Origin of the sequence: Allomesorhizobium camelthorni (assembly GCF_011045125.1) — a bacterium.
In the GTDB taxonomy this organism is placed as follows: Bacteria; Pseudomonadota; Alphaproteobacteria; order Rhizobiales; family Rhizobiaceae; genus Allomesorhizobium; species Allomesorhizobium camelthorni.
Genome location: NZ_JAAKZF010000035.1, coordinates 44623 through 61605, shown reverse-complemented (window position 1 = coordinate 61605; position 16983 = coordinate 44623). Strand labels below are relative to the sequence as shown.

At 64.0% G+C, this 16983-nt stretch carries 19 protein-coding genes and 1 pseudogene; 10 read left to right on the top strand and 10 right to left on the bottom strand.

The window, feature by feature from the left end:
- Positions 1–48 precede the first annotated feature (48 nt).
- Both G6N73_RS21480 and G6N73_RS21475 read left to right on the top strand, forming a co-directional pair.
- A complete protein-coding gene (locus G6N73_RS21480; protein WP_165031336.1) occupies positions 49–534 on the top strand; it encodes an SRPBCC family protein in 486 nt (161 codons plus the stop codon).
- A 124-nt stretch (positions 535–658) separates the two neighbouring features.
- On the top strand, positions 659–2851 hold the full coding sequence (locus G6N73_RS21475; protein WP_165031334.1) for a bifunctional diguanylate cyclase/phosphodiesterase: 2193 nt from the start codon (positions 659–661) through the stop codon (positions 2849–2851).
- 5 nt (positions 2852–2856) lie between these two features.
- Here G6N73_RS21475 and G6N73_RS21470 read toward each other — a convergent pair whose 3' ends face one another.
- Genes G6N73_RS21470 through G6N73_RS21460 form a run of 3 tightly spaced genes read right to left on the bottom strand, consistent with a single transcriptional unit; the run spans position 2857 to position 5065 of the window.
- Complete coding sequence (locus G6N73_RS21470) at positions 2857–3669, bottom strand: C40 family peptidase (protein WP_165031332.1); 813 nt, start codon at positions 3667–3669, stop codon at positions 2857–2859.
- On the bottom strand, positions 3666–4598 hold the full coding sequence (locus tag G6N73_RS21465; RefSeq protein ID WP_165031330.1) for a CHAD domain-containing protein: 933 nt from the start codon (positions 4596–4598) through the stop codon (positions 3666–3668). Before G6N73_RS21465 ends, G6N73_RS21470 begins: the two co-directional genes overlap by 4 nt.
- The gene (locus G6N73_RS21460; protein WP_165031328.1) at positions 4595–5065 is read right to left on the bottom strand and encodes a CYTH domain-containing protein; all 471 of its coding nucleotides are present in this window, start codon (positions 5063–5065) and stop codon (positions 4595–4597) included. The genes G6N73_RS21465 and G6N73_RS21460 overlap by 4 nt, the downstream gene beginning before the upstream one ends.
- An 80-nt stretch (positions 5066–5145) precedes the next feature.
- On the opposite strand from G6N73_RS21460, the gene G6N73_RS21455 reads away from it, so the two are divergent.
- The 4 genes from G6N73_RS21455 to G6N73_RS21440 all read left to right on the top strand — a co-directional run bounded on the left by G6N73_RS21455 (position 5146) and on the right by G6N73_RS21440 (position 8961).
- Positions 5146–5835 carry a CerR family C-terminal domain-containing protein gene (locus G6N73_RS21455; RefSeq protein ID WP_165031326.1) on the top strand — a complete coding sequence of 230 codons (690 nt, stop codon included), beginning with the start codon at positions 5146–5148 and terminating at the stop codon, positions 5833–5835.
- The gene (locus G6N73_RS21450; protein ID WP_165031324.1) at positions 5832–6785 is read left to right on the top strand and encodes an HlyD family secretion protein; all 954 of its coding nucleotides are present in this window, start codon (positions 5832–5834) and stop codon (positions 6783–6785) included. Before G6N73_RS21455 ends, G6N73_RS21450 begins: the two co-directional genes overlap by 4 nt.
- A 110-nt stretch (positions 6786–6895) precedes the next feature.
- Positions 6896–7813: an ABC transporter ATP-binding protein gene (locus G6N73_RS21445; RefSeq protein ID WP_165031323.1), complete on the top strand. Its 918-nt coding sequence runs from the start codon at positions 6896–6898 to the stop codon at positions 7811–7813.
- Positions 7810–8961, top strand: a complete 1152-nt coding sequence (locus tag G6N73_RS21440; RefSeq protein ID WP_165031321.1) for an ABC transporter permease — start codon at positions 7810–7812, stop codon at positions 8959–8961. The genes G6N73_RS21445 and G6N73_RS21440 overlap by 4 nt, the downstream gene beginning before the upstream one ends.
- A gap of 3 nt (positions 8962–8964) precedes the next feature.
- On the opposite strand, the gene G6N73_RS21435 is transcribed toward G6N73_RS21440, so the two are convergent.
- Entirely contained in the window at positions 8965–9744 is a 780-nt protein-coding gene (locus G6N73_RS21435; protein ID WP_165031319.1) for a ZIP family metal transporter, read from the bottom strand.
- A gap of 166 nt (positions 9745–9910) precedes the next feature.
- On the opposite strand from G6N73_RS21435, the gene mbfA reads away from it, so the two are divergent.
- On the top strand, positions 9911–10894 hold the full coding sequence (mbfA, locus tag G6N73_RS21430) for an iron exporter MbfA (RefSeq protein WP_165031317.1): 984 nt from the start codon (positions 9911–9913) through the stop codon (positions 10892–10894).
- 36 nt (positions 10895–10930) lie between these two features.
- Here the strand turns inward: mbfA and G6N73_RS21425 are convergent, their stop codons facing one another.
- The 4 genes from G6N73_RS21425 to G6N73_RS21410 all read right to left on the bottom strand — a co-directional run bounded on the left by G6N73_RS21425 (position 10931) and on the right by G6N73_RS21410 (position 12475).
- Positions 10931–11332, bottom strand: coding sequence for a GFA family protein (locus G6N73_RS21425; protein ID WP_165031315.1), 402 nt, complete (start codon positions 11330–11332; stop codon positions 10931–10933).
- Positions 11333–11448: 116 nt separating this feature from the next.
- The gene (locus tag G6N73_RS21420; RefSeq protein ID WP_165031313.1) at positions 11449–11808 is read right to left on the bottom strand and encodes an antibiotic biosynthesis monooxygenase family protein; all 360 of its coding nucleotides are present in this window, start codon (positions 11806–11808) and stop codon (positions 11449–11451) included.
- Positions 11805–12137 carry an NIPSNAP family protein gene (locus G6N73_RS21415; protein WP_165031311.1) on the bottom strand — a complete coding sequence of 111 codons (333 nt, stop codon included), beginning with the start codon at positions 12135–12137 and terminating at the stop codon, positions 11805–11807. Before G6N73_RS21415 ends, G6N73_RS21420 begins: the two co-directional genes overlap by 4 nt.
- Positions 12138–12253: 116 nt before the next feature.
- Positions 12254–12475 carry a DUF1127 domain-containing protein gene (locus tag G6N73_RS21410; RefSeq protein ID WP_165031309.1) on the bottom strand — a complete coding sequence of 74 codons (222 nt, stop codon included), beginning with the start codon at positions 12473–12475 and terminating at the stop codon, positions 12254–12256.
- Positions 12476–12545: 70 nt separating this feature from the next.
- Here G6N73_RS21410 and G6N73_RS21405 point away from each other — a divergent pair, with 70 nt between their 5' ends.
- Entirely contained in the window at positions 12546–13226 is a 681-nt protein-coding gene (locus G6N73_RS21405) for an ArsR/SmtB family transcription factor (RefSeq protein WP_165031307.1), read from the top strand.
- A 56-nt stretch (positions 13227–13282) separates the two neighbouring features.
- Here the strand turns inward: G6N73_RS21405 and G6N73_RS21400 are convergent, their stop codons facing one another.
- Positions 13283–13789: a YciE/YciF ferroxidase family protein gene (locus G6N73_RS21400; protein ID WP_165031305.1), complete on the bottom strand. Its 507-nt coding sequence runs from the start codon at positions 13787–13789 to the stop codon at positions 13283–13285.
- A gap of 687 nt (positions 13790–14476) precedes the next feature.
- On the opposite strand from G6N73_RS21400, the gene G6N73_RS21395 reads away from it, so the two are divergent.
- Together G6N73_RS21395 and G6N73_RS21390 are read left to right on the top strand one after the other, a co-directional pair.
- The gene (locus tag G6N73_RS21395; protein WP_165031303.1) at positions 14477–14923 is read left to right on the top strand and encodes a DCC1-like thiol-disulfide oxidoreductase family protein; all 447 of its coding nucleotides are present in this window, start codon (positions 14477–14479) and stop codon (positions 14921–14923) included.
- Positions 14916–16499: pseudogene (locus G6N73_RS21390) on the top strand (DUF4166 domain-containing protein); the annotation flags it as partial. The gene G6N73_RS21395 and the pseudogene G6N73_RS21390, both read left to right, overlap by 8 nt.
- 44 nt (positions 16500–16543) lie before the next feature.
- Here the strand turns inward: G6N73_RS21390 and G6N73_RS37060 are convergent.
- Positions 16544–16933 (bottom strand): DUF1850 domain-containing protein, encoded by a 390-nt coding sequence (locus G6N73_RS37060; protein ID WP_165031299.1) that lies wholly within the window; start codon positions 16931–16933, stop codon positions 16544–16546.
- Between the last annotated feature and the right edge of the window lie 50 nt (positions 16934–16983).

Here is a 16983-nt window from a genome sequence, read left to right as displayed (position 1 = left end):
GCAACTGTAATGCTAGAGGTCGAACCACCCAACCAACGGAGAGAGACCATGACCGACACGGCCCAGACCGCCGCTCCCGCGAATGACCGCGAACTCGTGCTGACCCGGCTGATCGACGCGCCGCGCGAAAAGCTGTTCAAATGCTGGACGCAGCCGGAACTGATGAAGCAGTGGTTCGCGCCACTGCCCTGGACGCTGTCGCATGTCGAAGTCGACCTCAGAACCGGCGGAAGCAGCAAGGTCGTGATGCGCAGCCCCGAGGGGCAGGAATTCCCGAACCTCGGCGTCTATCTCGAAGTCGTCGAAAACGAGAAGATCGTCTTCACCGACGCCTACACCGAGGCCTGGGTGCCTTCCGAAAAGCCGTTCTTCACGGGCATCATCACCTTCGAGGACGAAGGCGGCAAGACACGCTACACGGCGGTGGCCCGCCACTGGACCGTAGAGGATCGCAAGGCGCATGAGGAGATGGGCTTTCACGAAGGCTGGGGCCAGTGCGCCGACCAGCTCGCGGCCCTCGCCGCGAAGATCTGAAGAACATTCGCCAGGATCATGGCCGGCGCGGCAATGTCCCGCCGGCCCTGATATTTCAGCATAACGCGATATTAAGACGGAGTTGCTTGGATGGCGCGCCAAATCGAGCGCGGACGCCATCTGGATGACATTGCAAGCACGGCACAACGAGCTGACCCATCAAGTCACATCCACGGTCCTCGCCGTGGGTTTTTTATGTCTGGCGCTGGTTGTGGGCTTCGGATTCTTCGCCACCCAGCAGGCCGATGGCGAGGCTCTCAAAAAGCAGAAGACCTTTGTGGCCAACGGCCTGGCCCAGCAAATCCAGAACGTACAACGCGAACAGGAGAGCATAGCCGTCTGGGACGACGCGGTCGTAAAGGCCAAGGAACGCGACGATCCCTGGATGCGCGACAATCTCGGCGAATGGATGCACGAATATTACGGGCACGATCGCATCTATGTGCTCGACGAGTATGACGCGCCGATACACGCGATGCATGACGGCAAGACAGTTGAACCTCCGCTATACGGCGAGGACCAAGGCGCGCTGGCACCTTATGTGGAGAGGCTGCGCCGGATTCTCGCGGAAGCAGCCAAGGCCGAGTCGGACGAGGCCACCCCGAAACTGATCGTATCGGATCTGGCGGTCGTGGCCGGCCAACCCACCATTCTCAGCATCATGCCGATCGTGCCGAGCACCGACCAGATCGCGCAGGAGCCCGGCTCCGAATATCTCCACGTCACCGTGAAATATCTGGACGGCGAGGTGATCGGCAAGATCGCCGAGCAGTACCAGCTTGCCGACGCGCGCCTCGCGACCGACCGACCGGAGGCCGGCGCCGCGATCCCGTTCGAGAATGCGGAAGGAACGGCGCTCGGCTACATTGCCTGGCAGCAGGACAGGCCCGGCCTGACCCTGATCCGCAAGACCAGCCCGGCCCTGATCGGCGGCGCGATCATGGCGATGGGCGTGCTGGTATTCCTGCTGCGGCGGCTGCGCCGGGCCTCCTCGCAACTGCAGAGGAGCCAGGACCAGGCGCAGTATCTGGCGTTCCACGACACGCTGACGGGACTGCCCAACCGCGCGCTGTTCGAGGATCGGCTGAAGCGCGCTCTGGTGGCGGTGAAGCGCGACAAGGACAGGATCGCGCTGCTCTATCTCGATCTGGACCGCTTCAAGCATGTCAACGATACGTTCGGCCATCCGGCCGGCGACGAACTGGTGCGGCAGACGGCGCTGCGGCTGGACCAGGCCGTGCGCGAGGTGGATACCGTCGCGCGGCTCGGCGGCGACGAGTTCGCTATCATCCTGGTCGGCATCAAGGATGTACGCACGGCCGAAGACGTGTCGGGGCAGTTGCTGGGGGATCTGAGCCGGCCGTTCCAGCTCGCCGACGACCAGGTGTTCGTGGGCGCGAGCATCGGCATCGCAATTTCGCCGGATTTCGGCGCCGACCCCGACGATCTCCTGCGCAAGGCGGACATCGCGCTTTACGAGGCCAAGCGCGGCGGCCGCGGCCGCTATCAGGTGTTTGCAGGCGATATGGACGACCTGCTGCTGCGCCGGCGAACGGTCGAAAGCGATTTGCGTACGGCGCTCACTACCGGGGATCAGATCAAGCTGCTCTATCAGCCGATCTACGGAGCGGATTGCGAAACAGTGCTCGGCGCGGAAGCGCTGATCCGCTGGGACCATCCGGTACATGGCGCGCTGTCGCCCTCGCACTTCGTCGGCATAGCGGAAGAGCGCGGCATGATCGGCCTGCTGGGCGGCTGGGTGTTACGCGAGGCATGCAGTTTCGCCGCGGCCAGCGACCTGCCGTGGCTGGCGGTCAACGTCTCGCCGCTGCAACTGCGCGACGAGAATTTCGCTTCCGATCTGTTCGCAATCATGGAAACGGCGGGCGTGGAGCCGCGCCGCATACAGCTCGAGATCACCGAAGGCGTGCTTCTGGAGAACACGCCGGCAACGACGGCGGTGCTGAAAGAACTCCGTGGCCGCGGCGTGCGGATCGCGCTCGACGATTTCGGCACGGGTTATTCGTCGGTAAATTATCTGCGGCGCTATTCGATCGACAAGCTGAAGATCGACCGTTCCTTTGTGCGCCAGCTCGGCAGCTCCGACGAGTCGACGGCGATCGTGAAGGCGCTCGTCGATCTGGCCGCCGCGCTGGGCATCCAGGTCACTGCCGAGGGCGTCGAAACCGTCCAGCAGCGCGATGCGCTGGTTGCCATGGGCTGCCAGGAATTGCAGGGTTTTCTGCTGTCGCCGCCACTCAGCCGCAGTCAGATCGGAACCGGCACTGCCGAGCCCGAGCAAGCTCTCGCCGGGTGACCTGCTCAGGCGGCGCCGCTCTCCGGCACCGCATCCAGCTTCTCCTGTTCGGCCCAGGTGACCGTCTTGTAGTCGAAGCCGTATTCCAGCGTCGGCTTGACGATCTGGAAATAGGGCGAGAGGTCGAAATCGCGCGGCGTATAGAGTGAGTGGTGGCGGATGTGCAGGATCTCCTGGCGCATGTAGGTCGACTGCGCCGAAGCACGACCGGGCGCGCGGGTGATCTCGGGCAGGATCGGATAGCGAATGCCCTCATAAGCCTCGGCGATCATGGACGAGCAGATGGCGCGGGTCGGGTCGCCCGAGCCGAAGGCCAGAGCGCGCCGTCTCCAGCGCACCGGGATCGGCGGCGCCGGCATGAAGAAGCGCAGCATGTCGAAGATGTTCTTCAGATCGTATTTCAGCCCGAGCCGCGCGACCATGAAGCCGACGACATGGTCGCGATCTTCCGGTGTCAGGCCGCGGGCGCGGCAGATGCGGGTGTTGTAGGTGCGGTATTTCGACAAAGGCACCGCCACGCAGCCTTCGCCCAGATTAACCTCGATCAGGCGCGGGCGCTCGGAACCGTCCTCGGGCTCGGGCAGAGCGTCGCCGACATAGAGCGCCGAATGCGACCAGGTCGACTGGGTGAGATATTTGATGGTGGCTGAAATCCGCTGATTGCCCTCGATGAGCAGGATGTCGCCGGGCTCCAGCGCGCGGCGTAGCGTCTGCGGATCGGACGGCGTGTAGGGCTCGTAACCGGAAGATTCCTCCTGGAGCCGGCCCGCCAGCCAGCGGCCCAGCCGATCCAGCAGGGTGTCGGCGGCTTCCGTCATTGGTTGATTCCTGGCTGAGACTCGGAGGCGCCGGCCTGATAGCGATCCGCGATCTTCCTGACTATCGGTTTTCGCGCTTCGCCGAACAGAAGTTCCGCCTCGCGAAGGCATTGCTTGCGGAGCGCTTTCTCGCTGCGTTTCATAAGCTGGCCAAGGAGCTTTAGCTGCTCTTTCGAACCGAGCGCTTCGCCGTCCGACTTGACCAGCCGGCGCATGACGAAAATATCGTTCAATTCGCCAAGGCGCTCGCCAAGCGCATCGAGCGCCTTGCGACGCGACTTGACCGGGCGCGGCCAGAAACGATGCAGCAGCAAGACATGCATCCAGTGCGCCTTGACGCATTTGCGCAATTCGTGGAAGTCCTCCGGTTGCCCGCGCTTGCCCGCGGTATCGAGCGCGCGCCGGGCCCGGCGCAGGGTTTTCCCGGCGCCATCGGCGAGCACATCGGCCGCGGCCTCCGGATCGTCGGGCAGGATCAGGCCGGCGAGCGCCGCGCGGCCTTGCCCGCAAGCCTCGACAGCAGCATTGACGGTTTCTTCCAGACCGGTTCTTTCCCGAACAAGCGCGTCGCGGCGGACGACGAGGGCGGAGCGCACCGCATCAAGCTCTCCGGCGGAGGTCTGGCCGGGAAACGCCTTGACCAGCCGGTCGACCGTCTCGATGAGCGCGGTGTCCTCGCGCGCGCCGGCAAGACTGCGCGCAATGTCGCGGTAGCGCCCGTTTTCGGTCTGACAAAACTGCTCGTCGCCCGGCCGGACGAGGCGGAACAAGGCACGAAGTTTCTTGAGCCGTTTTCGGCACGCGTGCAGTCCCTTTTCGGGCTCGGTGCGGGAGGCCGCGAGATCACCGATCGCCTTGCCGATCTCGTCGGCCGCGATGCGCCGCACTTCGGCGGTCACGGGCAGGCTGGGTTCGATGCGATAGCTCATGCCGCCACCGGCAGGCCGTTGCGGGCAAGCGAGGCGTTGTAGAAGGAGCTGTCGCCCGTGACCTCGCGCCCGAGCCACAAAGGAAGCTTTGCCACCGGAATATCGTCGGGTGTTTCAAGTTCTGCAATGACAAGGCCGGCCAAGGCGCCGGCAAAAACATCCACTTCATAGACATAGCCATTGTGCCGGACTTCGTGGCGCGTCTTCTCGATCACCAGCCCGACGGCAAATTCCTGCATCTCCTCGGCATCGGCTAGAGGTATCGGATATTCGAATTCGTCCCTTTCGCGCCCGTGGGCGCCGAATTTGAGCGTCAGGACCGCCGAACTGCCGTCGCGTATGCGCACCCTGAGCGAGCGGCCATTGACCGCAGCGAGGTAGAACTGGCGTATCGCCGTCTTTGCGCCGGCTTGACCGCGCCAGTCGTCGCTCGTCACCAGGAATTTGCGTTCGATTTCCTTGGCCATGACGCGAGAATAAAGCGCACCCGGCGCGACGGAGCAAGATGCCGTTGACTTTAATCATTCGATTGAATAAATAGGTACACATGATCAAAGCACCAGAAAATCTCACGTCCTTGAAAGCGCCGCCATCCTCGGCCGAGCTTACCCGAGCCGCGCTGATCCATGCCGCGCTGCGGCTGTTTGGCCGGCAAGGCTTCCACGCCACCTCGACCCGCGAGATCGCGGCGGCTGCGAGAGCCAATATAGGCTCAATAGCCTATCACTTCGGCGGCAAGGAAGGGTTGCGGGCAGCCTGCGCCAACCACATCGTCGAGACGATCGGCGGCATTGCCGGCGCGGCCATGGCCGAAGACCCGAGCGAGATACAAGGCCCCGAAGCGGCGCATAACCGGCTGAACACCGTACTCGAAGCAATGGTCGGCTTTATCGTGGCCCGTCCGGAAGCCGGCGAATTCGTGCAATTCCTGCTGCGCGAACTCTCGCAGCCGAGCGAGGCGCTCGACATCATCTATAACGGCGTGTTCGAGCCGGTCCACAACCGGCTCTGCCGGATCTGGGCGGAAGCGACCGGCGAGGATCCGGAAAGCGAGCGCACCAAGATCACCGTCTTCACCATGATCGGGCAGGTCGTCTATTTCCGGATCGCTGGCCCGGCCGTGATGCGGCGCTTGGGCTGGGCCGGCGTCGGCCCTGCGGAAGCCGCGGCCGTGATCTCCGTCGTCAAGAGCAATCTCGAGGCGATCATCGCCGCTCGCAAAGGCGCAAAATCATGAGCTTCCTCTGCGCCATCCCGCTCGCGGCTTCGCTGTTTTCCGCCTGCGGGCCAGCGGCACCGCTGGCCGTCGGCTATGTCGAGGGCGAGTTCGTGCTGCTGGCGCCGATCGAGACGGCGCAGGTGGAGACGGTTTCGGTACGCCGCGGCGACCGGGTAATGCCCGGAAAGACGATCGTGGAGCTGGAAAGCGGCGACGCCGAGATCGCCGTTGCCGAGGCCGAGGCCAGCCTGGCCAGGGCGCAGGCTCAGCTTGCCGACCTCAGGCTCGGCAAGCGCCCGGAAGAGATCGCGGTGCTGGAAGCAGCGGTTCGCTCGGCCAAGGCGCAGGCGGCGGAAGCCAAGCGCGTGCTGGCGCGGGCTCAGGATCTCTTCAAGCGCGGAATAGCGCCCCAGGCGCAGTTCGACGAGGCTTCCACCAGGGCGGAACTGGCCGATTCCGAGGTCCGGCAGGCGGAGGCCAATCTGGCCGTGGCCGGCCTGGCGGCTCGCGCGGAGACGATCAGGGCGGCCGAATACCAGGTGAAACAGGCCGAAGCGCAACTCGAACAGGCGCGCTGGCGGCTTTCCAAGCGTGCGCTCGAAGCGCCCTCTCCCGGCCGTATAGACGATGTCATCCGCGACGCCGGCGATATTGCCGGGCCATCTGCCCCAGTGATCTCAATGCTGCCCGACGGCGCGGTGAAACTGAAGGTGTTCGTTCCGCAGGCGGCGTTTTCGTCGGTGCGGGTCGGAGCCCTGCTCGACGTGCGCTGCGACGGCTGCCCGGACGGCCTGACGGCGCGCGTCAGCTATGTCTCGCCCGACCCCGAATTTACGCCGCCGGTGATTTTCTCGCTCGAGACCCGGCAGAAGCTGGTCTACCTCGTCGAGGCGCGGCCTGAAGACGAAGCATCGCCGCTGCAGCCGGGGCAGATCGTGGATGTGAGTTTGGCAGTGAGTAGTGAGTAGTGAGTAGTGAGTAGTGAGTAGTGAAGAACTGGAACGAACATGGCGAACGCAACTTCCACTACTGACTACTCACTATTCGCTACTCGCTGGCCCGCCGAAGGCACAGCGCCATGAACGCCATCGAAGTCCGAAATCTCGTCAAGCGCTTCGGCACCAAGACCGTCGTCGACCATGTCACGATGAATGTCGCCGAGGGCGAGATCGTCGGGTTCCTGGGGCCGAATGGCTCGGGCAAGACGACCACCATCCGCATCATGTGCGGGCTCTTGACCCCCGACGAAGGCGAAGGCCAGGTGCTTGGCTACGACCTCCTGACCGAGAGCCTGAAGATCAAGCGAGAAGTCGGCTACATGACGCAGAAGTTCTCGTTCTACGAGGATCTGACGATCGCCGAGAATCTCGAATTCGTGGCCCGGCTGTACCGGCTGAGGCCGGTGGAGGAGTATGTCGGCCGCACGCTCGATGATCTGGGCCTGAGCTCGCGGCGCAACCAGCTTGCCGGCACGCTTTCGGGCGGCTGGAAGCAGCGCCTGGCGCTGGCCGCCTGCATCATGCACGAGCCGAGACTGCTCCTGCTCGACGAGCCGACGGCCGGCGTCGACCCCAAGGCGCGGCGCGAATTCTGGGACGAAATCCACCGGCTGGCGCAAGGCGGGCTGACCGTGCTGGTGTCGACGCACTACATGGACGAGGCCGAGCGCTGCCATCGCATCAGCTATATTTCCTACGGCAAGCTGCTGGCCACGGGCACCGTCGACGAAGTGGTGAAAAATGCCGGACTGACAACTTTCGTGGTCGAAGGCCCGCGGCTCGACCAGGTGGCCGCGGCGCTGGAAGGCCGGCCGGGCGTCGAGCAGGTCGCGCCGTTCGGCACGACCCTGCATGTCGTAGGTTCGGACAAGAAGCTGCTGGACGCAGCGCTGGAGGACATCGGGAAGCGCAAAGGCATCACCGTCAGGCCGGGTGAAACCAGCCTGGAGGACGTGTTCATTCAGTTCATGGCCGGGTCGAAGGACAATATGGCATGAAACAATACGGCGTCAGTTCGGTGTTCTCCTTCGCCAGGCTGGGCGCGCTGCTGCTGAAGGAGTTCATCCAGATGCGGCGCGACCGCATCACCTTCGCCATGATGCTCGGCGTTCCGCTGATGCAGCTCGTGCTGTTCGGCTATGCCATCAACAACGACCCGAAAAGCCTGCCGGCGGCGCTGGTCGCGACTAGCAACGATCACTATACACGCGCCATGGTCTCGGCGCTGCAGACGACCGGCTATTATCGCTTCGACCATGTCGCCGAGAACGCTGCCGAGGCCGAAGCGCTGATGGCCAGCGGCAGCGTCGCCTTCGTGGTGACGATCCCGTCCGATTTTGCCCGCCGGGTGGAGCGGGGCGACAACCCGCAATTGCTGATCGAAGCCGACGCGACCGACCCGGCGGTGGCGAGCGGGGCGATCTCGACGCTCGGTACGGTCGCCGCCAATGCACTGCTGCGCGAACGCGGGATGGAGGCAGCGGCGGCGGAGAATGCAAGGAGCCAGCTCGAGGTGGTGGTGCACCGGCGCTACAATCCCGAAGGCATCTCACAATACAACATCGTGCCCGGCTTGCTCGGCGTGATCCTGCAGATGACCATGGTGATGATGACCTCGATCGCGCTGACCCGCGAGACCGAACGCGGCACGATGGAAAACCTGCTCGCCATGCCGGCAAGCCCGCTCGAGATCATGCTTGGGAAGGTGCTGCCCTATCTGGTCGTCGGGGCTGTGCAGGTCGTCGTGGTGCTGATCGCGGCAAAGCTGCTGTTCTCGGTGCCCTTCATGGGATCGCTGCCGCTCCTGCTCTTCGCCATTCTCGTCTTCGTGCTGTCGCTGGTTCTGCTCGGCTACACCATCTCGACCATGGCGCGCACGCAGATGCAGGCGCTGCAGCTGACGTTTTTCTTTTTCCTGCCGTCGATCCTGCTTTCCGGCTTCATGTTCCCCTATCGCGGCATGCCGGACTGGGCGCAGATTTTTGGTGAGATTTTTCCGCTGACGCACTTTTTGCGCATCACCCGCGCGGTGATGCTGAAGGGCGCCGAATTTCCCGCTATCGCGGGTGAAATCGGCGCGCTGACGATTTTCGTCGCGCTGTTTGCCGGGGTGGCGCTGCTCCGGTTCAGGCGGACGCTGGATTAGGAATCAAACCAACTCCGACAGGACGAGCATAACCAGGAAGCCGATGGCGACGGCGATGGCGGCGGATTGCAAATAGTGGTGGCTCTCGGCCTCCGGGATGAGATCGGTGACGGTGAGATAGAACATGCCGCCCGCGCCGACGGCCAACAGAAACCCGAGGACGCCTTCGGGCAGGCCGCGCAGCAGGAACCAACCCGCCATGGCCGAGCCGAAAAGCGACGCGCCCATCAACCCCGTCCATTTCAGTGTTCTTGCCCTGTAGTCTTTTCCGCTTTCCTCGCGCGCCAGTTCGCCGATCGAGAGGGCTTCGCTGATATTATCGATGAAGATCGCCAGGCCGACGATGAGGGCGACGGTCGGGTCAATCGCGGCGCCGACGCCGATGGTAATGCCCTCGATCAGTTCTTCCACGCTGGTTGCGCCGGCAAGTACGGTGACCTCGCTGCCGAGCGGCCGGTGACGCTTATGAAACCGCTCGACGCGCTGTCTCTGCTCGGCGCGGCTTCCGGCCACGGCGCCGCGATTGACGTAAAGGTCGAGACCGTAGACGAGCGCAAAGCCGACGGCAAAACCAGCGACCCCGACCGCGAGACCCGATAGTTTCAGCGCCTTCGGCAGCATTTCAAAAGCGAAGGTTCCAAGCAGGACGCCACCGGCAAGGCCGACCGCGATGGACAGGAACAGGCTGGAGGGCCGGACGAATATGGCGATCACGCCGCCGAGCGGCGAGGCCAGCGCGGCTGCGAGCGCCACCGAAAAGACGATCAGGAACTGGCCGTCCATCCCGCTCTCCTTGTGCAGACAGGAGCAACGTGGCGCGCGCGATACGGTTGCGTCCGCGGATGACGGGTTCCCGAGCGAATCGGGGGCCGGCCGCCCGGCGCGCAACCGTTGACGCATTGGCGGACGAGGCATAGTTTAGAATCATTCTAAACTGGATCGTTCAAGTATGCTTTCGCGCGTATTCGGCTTTGGCCGCCGCTCCTTCGATTCTCTGAGCGAGCAGGAGATACTGGCGCTGGCGATTTCATCGGAAGAAGATGACGGGCGGATCTACCGCGCCTATGCCGACGGGTTGCGCGAGGATTTTCCGCAATCGGCCAAGGTGTTCGACGGCATGGCCGACGAGGAGGACGGGCACCGCAACCAGCTCATCGAACTGCACCGCAAGCGGTTCGGCGAGCGCATCCCGCTGATCCGCCGCGAGCATGTCCGTGGCTATTTCGAGCGCAAGCCGGACTGGCTGGTGCGGCCGCTCGGCATCGAGAAGGTGCGCGGCCAGGCCGAGGCGATGGAGCGGCAGGCGCAGCGCTTCTATGTGGAAGCCGCCAAGCGCGCGGAGGACGCCTCGACGCGTAAGCTGCTCGGCGACCTCGCCGTGGCCGAGCAGTCGCACGAATCGCTCGCGCGCCGCCTGGAACTGAAACATACGCCGGAGGATGTGCAGCAGGAGGAGCGGCAGAGCGAACGGCGGCAGTTCGTCCTGACCTATGTGCAGCCGGGGCTGGCCGGGCTGATGGACGGCTCGGTCTCGACGCTGGCGCCGATCTTCGCCGCCGCCTTTGCCACCCACGACACCTGGCAGACTTTTCTGGTCGGGCTCGCCGCCTCCATCGGCGCCGGCATTTCGATGGGCTTCACCGAGGTTGCCTCGGACGATGGCAGGCTCTCCGGCCGCGGCTCGCCGGTAAAGCGCGGGCTGGCGACCGGCATCATGACCACGGTCGGCGGGCTCGGCCACGCCCTGCCCTATCTCATCCCGCATTTCTGGACGGCGACGACACTCGCGGCGATCGTCGTGTTTATCGAGCTGTGGGCGATCGCCTACATCCAGAACCGCTTCATGGAGACGCCGTTCTGGCGGGCGACGTTCCAGGTGGTGCTCGGCGGCGCGCTGGTGTTCGCGGCGGGCGTTCTGATCGGGAACGCCTAGGGAGCCACCCCCGGCCGGAATCACTCGTAGCGGAACTCAGTCGAGATGCTCCATGACCAAACCTGCCGGCATCATGGACCAGGAGTGTCGCCGCGCCTCGTAAACCGAGTGTCGCGGTTCGGGAAAGCCGGGATCGGCAAAAGCGCCGACAGCGACAGCGATAACGTCCGGCATCCCGCTGAACTCCCAATAGACCGTCGACCCGCAATCCGGGCAGAAATGGAAGGTGACGGAATTGCCGCTACCCGCCACGCGGGAGAAATGGGTCGAGCGGCCTTCGATGGCAGTGATCTGGCCACGAGGGAACCGCGCCTGAACGCCAAAAACGCTTCCCGTCCGGCGCTGGCATGCCAGGCAATGGCACATTGAAATCCTGACTGGTTCGCCTTCGCACGCGAGCTGTAATTGTCCGCACCCGCAAGACGCGCGATTGGTCATGGCACATCCTTTCGGCTGCCCGGCATTTTCCGGACAGGTTGGCTGGGGAGCAGGCGTTTGGGAGCAACTGTCCTCCGAGAATGTATCTTTCGCGGCGGATTTCGGCAACTCGAGTCCTATGCGGAAGACTCACCTTCATGCGCAGCCCGGCTATCCGCTGGAACCTCCACCCGCTCGAACATGCCGTAATCGCGCACGACATGGGCTATGCGCAGGCGGTAGTCGGCAAAGACGCCGCCGCGGCCGGCCCTCTGCGCCTGCCGGTGCTCGATTGTGTTGCGCCAGGCTTTGACCGCTTCCTCGTCGCGGAAGAAGGAGAGCGACAGCACACGATCGGGGTCCGACAGGCTCTGGAAGCGCTCGATGGAGATGAAGCCATCGATCGTTTCCAGCAGGGGGCGAAGCTCGGCGGCGATGCCGAGATAAGCGTCGCGCTTGCCCGCGGCCGGCGTGACCTCGAAGATGACTGCGATCATCTTTGCACCAGACTTGCATGCGGCCCCGAAGCGAGCTTCAGAAAAATGCGGTCCTCCTTGCGGATGAACTTTTTTGCCTGCGCGAATTCGTAATTCTCCCGGCCCATCGGGTCGGCGGCGAGCCGGGCGCGATAGGCCTCGTATGCGGCCAGGTTTTCGATGTTGTAGACGCCGTAAGCGGTCGTGGCCGAACCCTCGTGCGGGGCGAAATAGCCGATCAGGTCGGCGCCGCAACGCGGGATCGCCTGTCCCCAGTTGCGGGCGTATTCCTCGAAATCGGCCTTGCCGAACGGGTCGATCTCGTAGCGGATGAAGCAGGTGATGGTCATTTTCTTTCTCCATAGAATGCGGCGACGATAGCGAGGCCGGCGATGCAGATGCTTCCATCACGGTCGAAGCATCCGGGCGATGTTTCGGGTTAGACAATTCTCACCGAGGCAAATCGTCAGCGCTTCCAGAAGGGCCGGCATTCACGCTCGACGTCGCGGCGGGTGAGGCCGATATCGTCAAGCTGCTCGTCGGTGAGTTCGGCGAGCGCGAGGCGCTGGTTGCGGCGCTCGATCACGCGATCGAGCCAGAGGATGGCGGCGTGGGCGGCGTGTAGAGATCGCCCCAACAAAGGCAGAGCGGCCGCGGCGACGTCGGCGACAGTGCGGTGGGCGGTCATGGTCGTCTCCTCTTTTTGTTGGTGGAGATTACCACTTGCCCTACGCGGACGGTTCGATTAGCGTCGAAGTATGAGAGACGGTCCCGATATATCGCGCATCGCCAATCTGGTCGGCGATCCTGCGCGCGCCAACATGCTGACGGCGCTGATGGACGGCGGCGCTCTGACCGCGAGCGAGTTGGCGCTGGAAGCCGGCGTGACCGCGCAGACTGCGAGTTCGCATCTCGGAAAGCTGATGGAAGGCGGATTGTTGTCGCTCGCAGCGCAGGGCCGGCACCGCTATTACTCGCTTGCCGGTCCCCAGGTGGCGGCGATGCTCGAATCGATCATCGGCGTGGCGGCGGCCGTCGGCCCCCAGCGGACAAGGCCCGGCCCGCGCGATGCCGTCATGCGCGAGGCGCGCATCTGCTACGACCATTTGGCTGGCGAGCACGCCGTAGCCATGCTTGACGGGTTCCTGGCGCGGGGCGTCCTGATCGCCGACGGCGACGAGATCCGGCTCGGCAAATCCGGCCCGCCGCATTTCGCTGCGGTCGGCATCGACACCGAAGCCTTTCGCAAGCAGCGCCGCCCGATCTGCCGCGCCTGCCTGGACTGGAGCGTGCGGCGATCTCACCTCGCCGGCGCGCTGGGCGCCGCCATCCTCGACAAGATCATTGCGGAGAAATGGGCAAGGCGCGAAGCCGAAAGCCGCGCCATCGTGTTTTCGCCCAAGGGCAAGATGGCGTTCGAGAAGGCGTTCTTGGCCTAAGCGACGACGCGAAAAGGCCGGCGATCCCTCGCCGGCCCTTCAGCTTCAATTTGCACCTACTCGGCAGCCTGCAGGTTGATCTTGCTTTCGGCCAGCACGGTCAGCTTCTTGTCGGTGGCCTTCTCTTCTTCGAGGTTCTCCTTCAGCACCGAGGCGCAGTCGTCGCGGCCGAGCTGCTTGGCCCATTCGACCAGCGTGCCGTAGCGCGTGATCTCGTAGTGCTCGACGGCCTGCGCGGCGGCGATCAGCGCCGCGTCGAGGACCTGCTTGTCGTCGACGTCGCCGGCGACCTCATCGGCCTCCTCGATAATGCCATCTATGGCCGGGCAGTTCACCGTCTTGGCCGGCACGCCGTGCATCTGGAAGACCTGCTCGACGCGTTGAATGTGACCCTTGGTCTCCTCCAGGTGCTTTTCAAAACCCTGCTTGAGCTGCGGGTTGGTCGCCTTGGTGATCATGTCAGGCAGCGACTTTTCGATCTGCTTCTCGGCATAGTAGATGTCCTGCAGCGTGTGCACGAAGAGATCGTCCAGCGATTTGATGTCTTTCGAAAAAAAACCCATGGCCTTGGCCCTTCCTGTTCGTGTTGATTGGGAATGCAGGCCCAGCCAAGCCGGCCTGCCAGGCGGGAGTGTCCACGCTCTGGACACCGAACGCTCGGCACTTGGCGCGGTTCCCAAATCCGGCGCTAAAATCCCTCGGCGCGAAGGAGCAAAGAAGTTCCTTCTGTAACCTCGCCCGGAAACGAAATTCATCCCGGGCGGCATCCTCGTGAAACAGGTGTGATGCAAAAGGCACAGGCGGTGGAATGTTGCGCTTTGGCGCTCAAACGCCGCGAATCAAACGCATTTCAGCCACGAACCGGGACAAATCCTGGCGAAGATTAACATCGCGTTCACGGATCATTCACGACCGGGCGCTATGGTGACATCCAATCGGAAGGGACATCCGAGGGATTTGGGACAGGGACAATGACTATCTGGAATCACATCACGAGCTATGCGTTCGCAATCCGCGAATTCGTTGCGCCGACCTACCGGCCCGAGCGCTATTATATGCGTGGCCCCGGCCCGGCTTGCGCACGTCGCCGCGGCGGCTCATTCGAAGCCCGCGCCTCGTTTCAATAATCGCTATCGCCGCATAGTTCGAGCCTAACCGGCTCGCCTGCGGCCGCCGCGACATCGCTGCATCTTTGCCATTGCCATCCGGCGTCGTAAGGTTTTGTGACCTAACATTCGGGCCGGACCCAAGTGGCAGACACCGTTCTTCCCACCCACCAGCATACGCCCGGATACGACGGCAGGCATCCGCTGATCGTCTTTGACGGCGTATGCGTCCTGTGTTCGGGCTTCGCCCGCACCGTCGTCAGACCGGATCGGGAAGAACGATTCTGCTTCACCACTGCTCAATCGGCGCTCGGCGAGGCGCTTTATCGCCGTCACGGCCTGAGAACGGATGTCTACGAAACCAATCTCGTGATCATCGACGGCGCCGCCTACACCCGGATGGACAGCTTCGTTGCAGTGATGGATGCGCTGGGCTGGCCATGGCGCGCAGCGAAAATCGTCAACATGCTGCCGCGCCGGCTCCGCGACGCGCTCTACGGGCTCATAGCGCGCAACCGCTACGCGCTGTTCGGCAAGAAGGAGAGTTGCGAAGTGCCGTCCGCCGCATTGAGAGACCGCATCATTGGCTAGGATTCTCGTTATCGGCGGCTATGGAGTCTTCGGCGGAAGGCTGACAGAACGGCTCGCAGCAGAAACGAGCGCTGAAATCCTGGTTGCCGGCCGCTCGCTGGAAAAGGCTGCCGCACATTGCCGTCGCAAAGGCGGGAAACCTGTGCGGATCGATCGCGACGGCGACATCTTCAACGAGATCGCGCTGCTTGAGCCGACGATCGTCATCGACGCCGCGGGACCATTTCAGGCCTACGGCAAAGACCGCTACCGGATCGCCGAGGCGGCGATCGCAGCGAAGGCGCACTATATCGACCTTGCCGATGATTCGGCATTCGTAGCCGGAATTGGTACGCTCGACGATAGCGCGAAAGCGGCCGGCGTCGCGGTCATCTCCGGTGCAAGCAGCGTCCCGGCAATTTCCGCCGCAGCGCTCGACGAACTTACGCAGGGGCTTTCGGCAGTCTCGCTGGCCGGCTCGGCGATCCTGCCCGGCAATCGGGTTCCGCGCGGTCTTTCCGTCCTGCGCGCCATCGTCGGGCAGGCCGGGCGACCGCTGCACGTCTGGCGGGGCGGAAATTGGACCGACACCACCGCATGGGGCGATTTGAGACGTTTCACGCTCGAGGCCCGTGGCGTCGCTCCGCTCGAAGGCCGGCTTGCAAGCGCAATCGGTGCGCCAGACCTCATCCTCTTTCCCGAACGCTACGGCGTACGCTCGGCGCTGTTTCACGCCGGGCTGGAGTTGAAAACATTGCATCTCGGCCTCTGGTTGCTGGCCTTGCCGGTTCGCTTCGGCCTTGTGCGCTCGCTCGGTCCGCTAGCTGGGCGGCTTGGACGGATGGCCGGATGGCTTGCCCGTTTCGGCTCCGACCGCGGCGGGATGGTCGCCTACGCCGTCGGCCGCGACAGCGCGGGGCGGGCGGTGGATCGGCGATGGACGCTGATCGCCGAGGCAGGCGACGGGCCGCAGGTTCCGCCGACGCCGGCTCTGCTTCTGGCGCTCAAGCTGATGAACGGCGCCGGGCTGACGGCTGGAGCCAGCCCGGCGGTTGGGTTGCTGACGCTTAGCGAGATCGAGATCGGGCTCTCGCCGTTTCGCATTCGGTTCGACCGCAGCGAAAAACCAGCCGCTCCGCTACTGGAGCGCGTGTTGCCCGAGGGCTTCGCAACGCTTCCGCAAAGCTGGTGCAGGCTCGCTGAAATCCACGACATCGACCGTTTCGAGGGTATGGCGTCGGTCGAACGGGGCGTCGGTCTATCCGCTCGTCTGATTGGCGCGCTTTTCGGTTTCCCTTCCGCCGCGCCGGCTGTTTTCGTGAGCGTGACTAAGGAAAAAACCACCTCGGGTGAAAAGTGGACCCGACGCTTTGGCACAAAATCCTTTGTCTCGCATTTGTCGCGAAAACCGGATGACGGGCCGGGCGTGCTCCGGGAACGGTTCGGGCCGTTCTCCTTCCTGCTGAGGCTGTCCGCCGAGCGCGGTCGCGTCGCCTGGCCCGTCCAAAGCGGGCGCGTCCTTGGCGTTCCCCTGCCTCGCGCACTGATGCCGAGGAGCGAAACCGTCGAATACGAGGGAGCGGATGGCAGGTTCTGCTTCGACGTTAAAATCTCGATGCCCTTGGCGGGCCTGATCGTGCGCTACCGCGGCTGGCTGGAGCCGGCCTCCCCGCCGCACGGCTTGAGCCGCACCGGCTCGCCGGCGGCCGCGCCGAGCTCGATACATTTGCCCGCCGCGCAAAGCGACCAGCCGGCACCGGTCGCGCCCGAGGCGGCAAGCACGATTTCCGGCCGCGCCGGAATTTCGGGTACATAGACCCACCAGCCATCCTTGAAGACAGCATCCGCCGGCGGCTCCATGCCCGCGCCGGACCCTTTCACCCGCGCCGCGACGATCTCGATGCCGGCGGGCGTGATGCGCCAGTCCTCCTCCCAGCGGGTTTGTTCGACCGAGTGCGTCCAGGACAGCGTGAACGCCGTCGCGGCAAAGGTGATCGTCTTGCCGGCCGCGAGGATGCAGAGGGTAGTCATTGAACGAGGCGGCGACCGTATTTCCACCGACCCCCCTCTGTCCTGCCGGA

Bases quoted from the DNA above. Each gene is read 5' to 3' on its own strand.
- G6N73_RS21480 (WP_165031336.1), top strand. From the start codon at position 49: ATGACCGACACGGCCCAGACCGCCGCTCCCGCGAATGACCGCGAACTC.
- G6N73_RS21450 (WP_165031324.1), top strand. From the start codon at position 5,832: ATGAGCTTCCTCTGCGCCATCCCGCTCGCGGCTTCGCTGTTTTCCGCC.
- G6N73_RS21470 (WP_165031332.1), bottom strand. From the start codon at position 3,669: ATGACGGAAGCCGCCGACACCCTGCTGGATCGGCTGGGCCGCTGGCTG.
- G6N73_RS21435 (WP_165031319.1), bottom strand. From the start codon at position 9,744: ATGGACGGCCAGTTCCTGATCGTCTTTTCGGTGGCGCTCGCAGCCGCG.
- G6N73_RS21425 (WP_165031315.1), bottom strand. From the start codon at position 11,332: ATGACCAATCGCGCGTCTTGCGGGTGCGGACAATTACAGCTCGCGTGC.
- mbfA (WP_165031317.1), top strand. From the start codon at position 9,911: ATGCTTTCGCGCGTATTCGGCTTTGGCCGCCGCTCCTTCGATTCTCTG.
- G6N73_RS21460 (WP_165031328.1), bottom strand. From the start codon at position 5,065: ATGGCCAAGGAAATCGAACGCAAATTCCTGGTGACGAGCGACGACTGG.
- G6N73_RS21420 (WP_165031313.1), bottom strand. From the start codon at position 11,808: ATGATCGCAGTCATCTTCGAGGTCACGCCGGCCGCGGGCAAGCGCGAC.
- G6N73_RS21445 (WP_165031323.1), top strand. From the start codon at position 6,896: ATGAACGCCATCGAAGTCCGAAATCTCGTCAAGCGCTTCGGCACCAAG.
- G6N73_RS37060 (WP_165031299.1), bottom strand. From the start codon at position 16,933: ATGACTACCCTCTGCATCCTCGCGGCCGGCAAGACGATCACCTTTGCC.
- G6N73_RS21410 (WP_165031309.1), bottom strand. From the start codon at position 12,475: ATGACCGCCCACCGCACTGTCGCCGACGTCGCCGCGGCCGCTCTGCCT.
- G6N73_RS21440 (WP_165031321.1), top strand. From the start codon at position 7,810: ATGAAACAATACGGCGTCAGTTCGGTGTTCTCCTTCGCCAGGCTGGGC.
- G6N73_RS21405 (WP_165031307.1), top strand. From the start codon at position 12,546: ATGAGAGACGGTCCCGATATATCGCGCATCGCCAATCTGGTCGGCGAT.
- G6N73_RS21455 (WP_165031326.1), top strand. From the start codon at position 5,146: ATGATCAAAGCACCAGAAAATCTCACGTCCTTGAAAGCGCCGCCATCC.
- G6N73_RS21415 (WP_165031311.1), bottom strand. From the start codon at position 12,137: ATGACCATCACCTGCTTCATCCGCTACGAGATCGACCCGTTCGGCAAG.
- G6N73_RS21465 (WP_165031330.1), bottom strand. From the start codon at position 4,598: ATGAGCTATCGCATCGAACCCAGCCTGCCCGTGACCGCCGAAGTGCGG.
- G6N73_RS21400 (WP_165031305.1), bottom strand. From the start codon at position 13,789: ATGGGTTTTTTTTCGAAAGACATCAAATCGCTGGACGATCTCTTCGTG.
- G6N73_RS21475 (WP_165031334.1), top strand. From the start codon at position 659: ATGACATTGCAAGCACGGCACAACGAGCTGACCCATCAAGTCACATCC.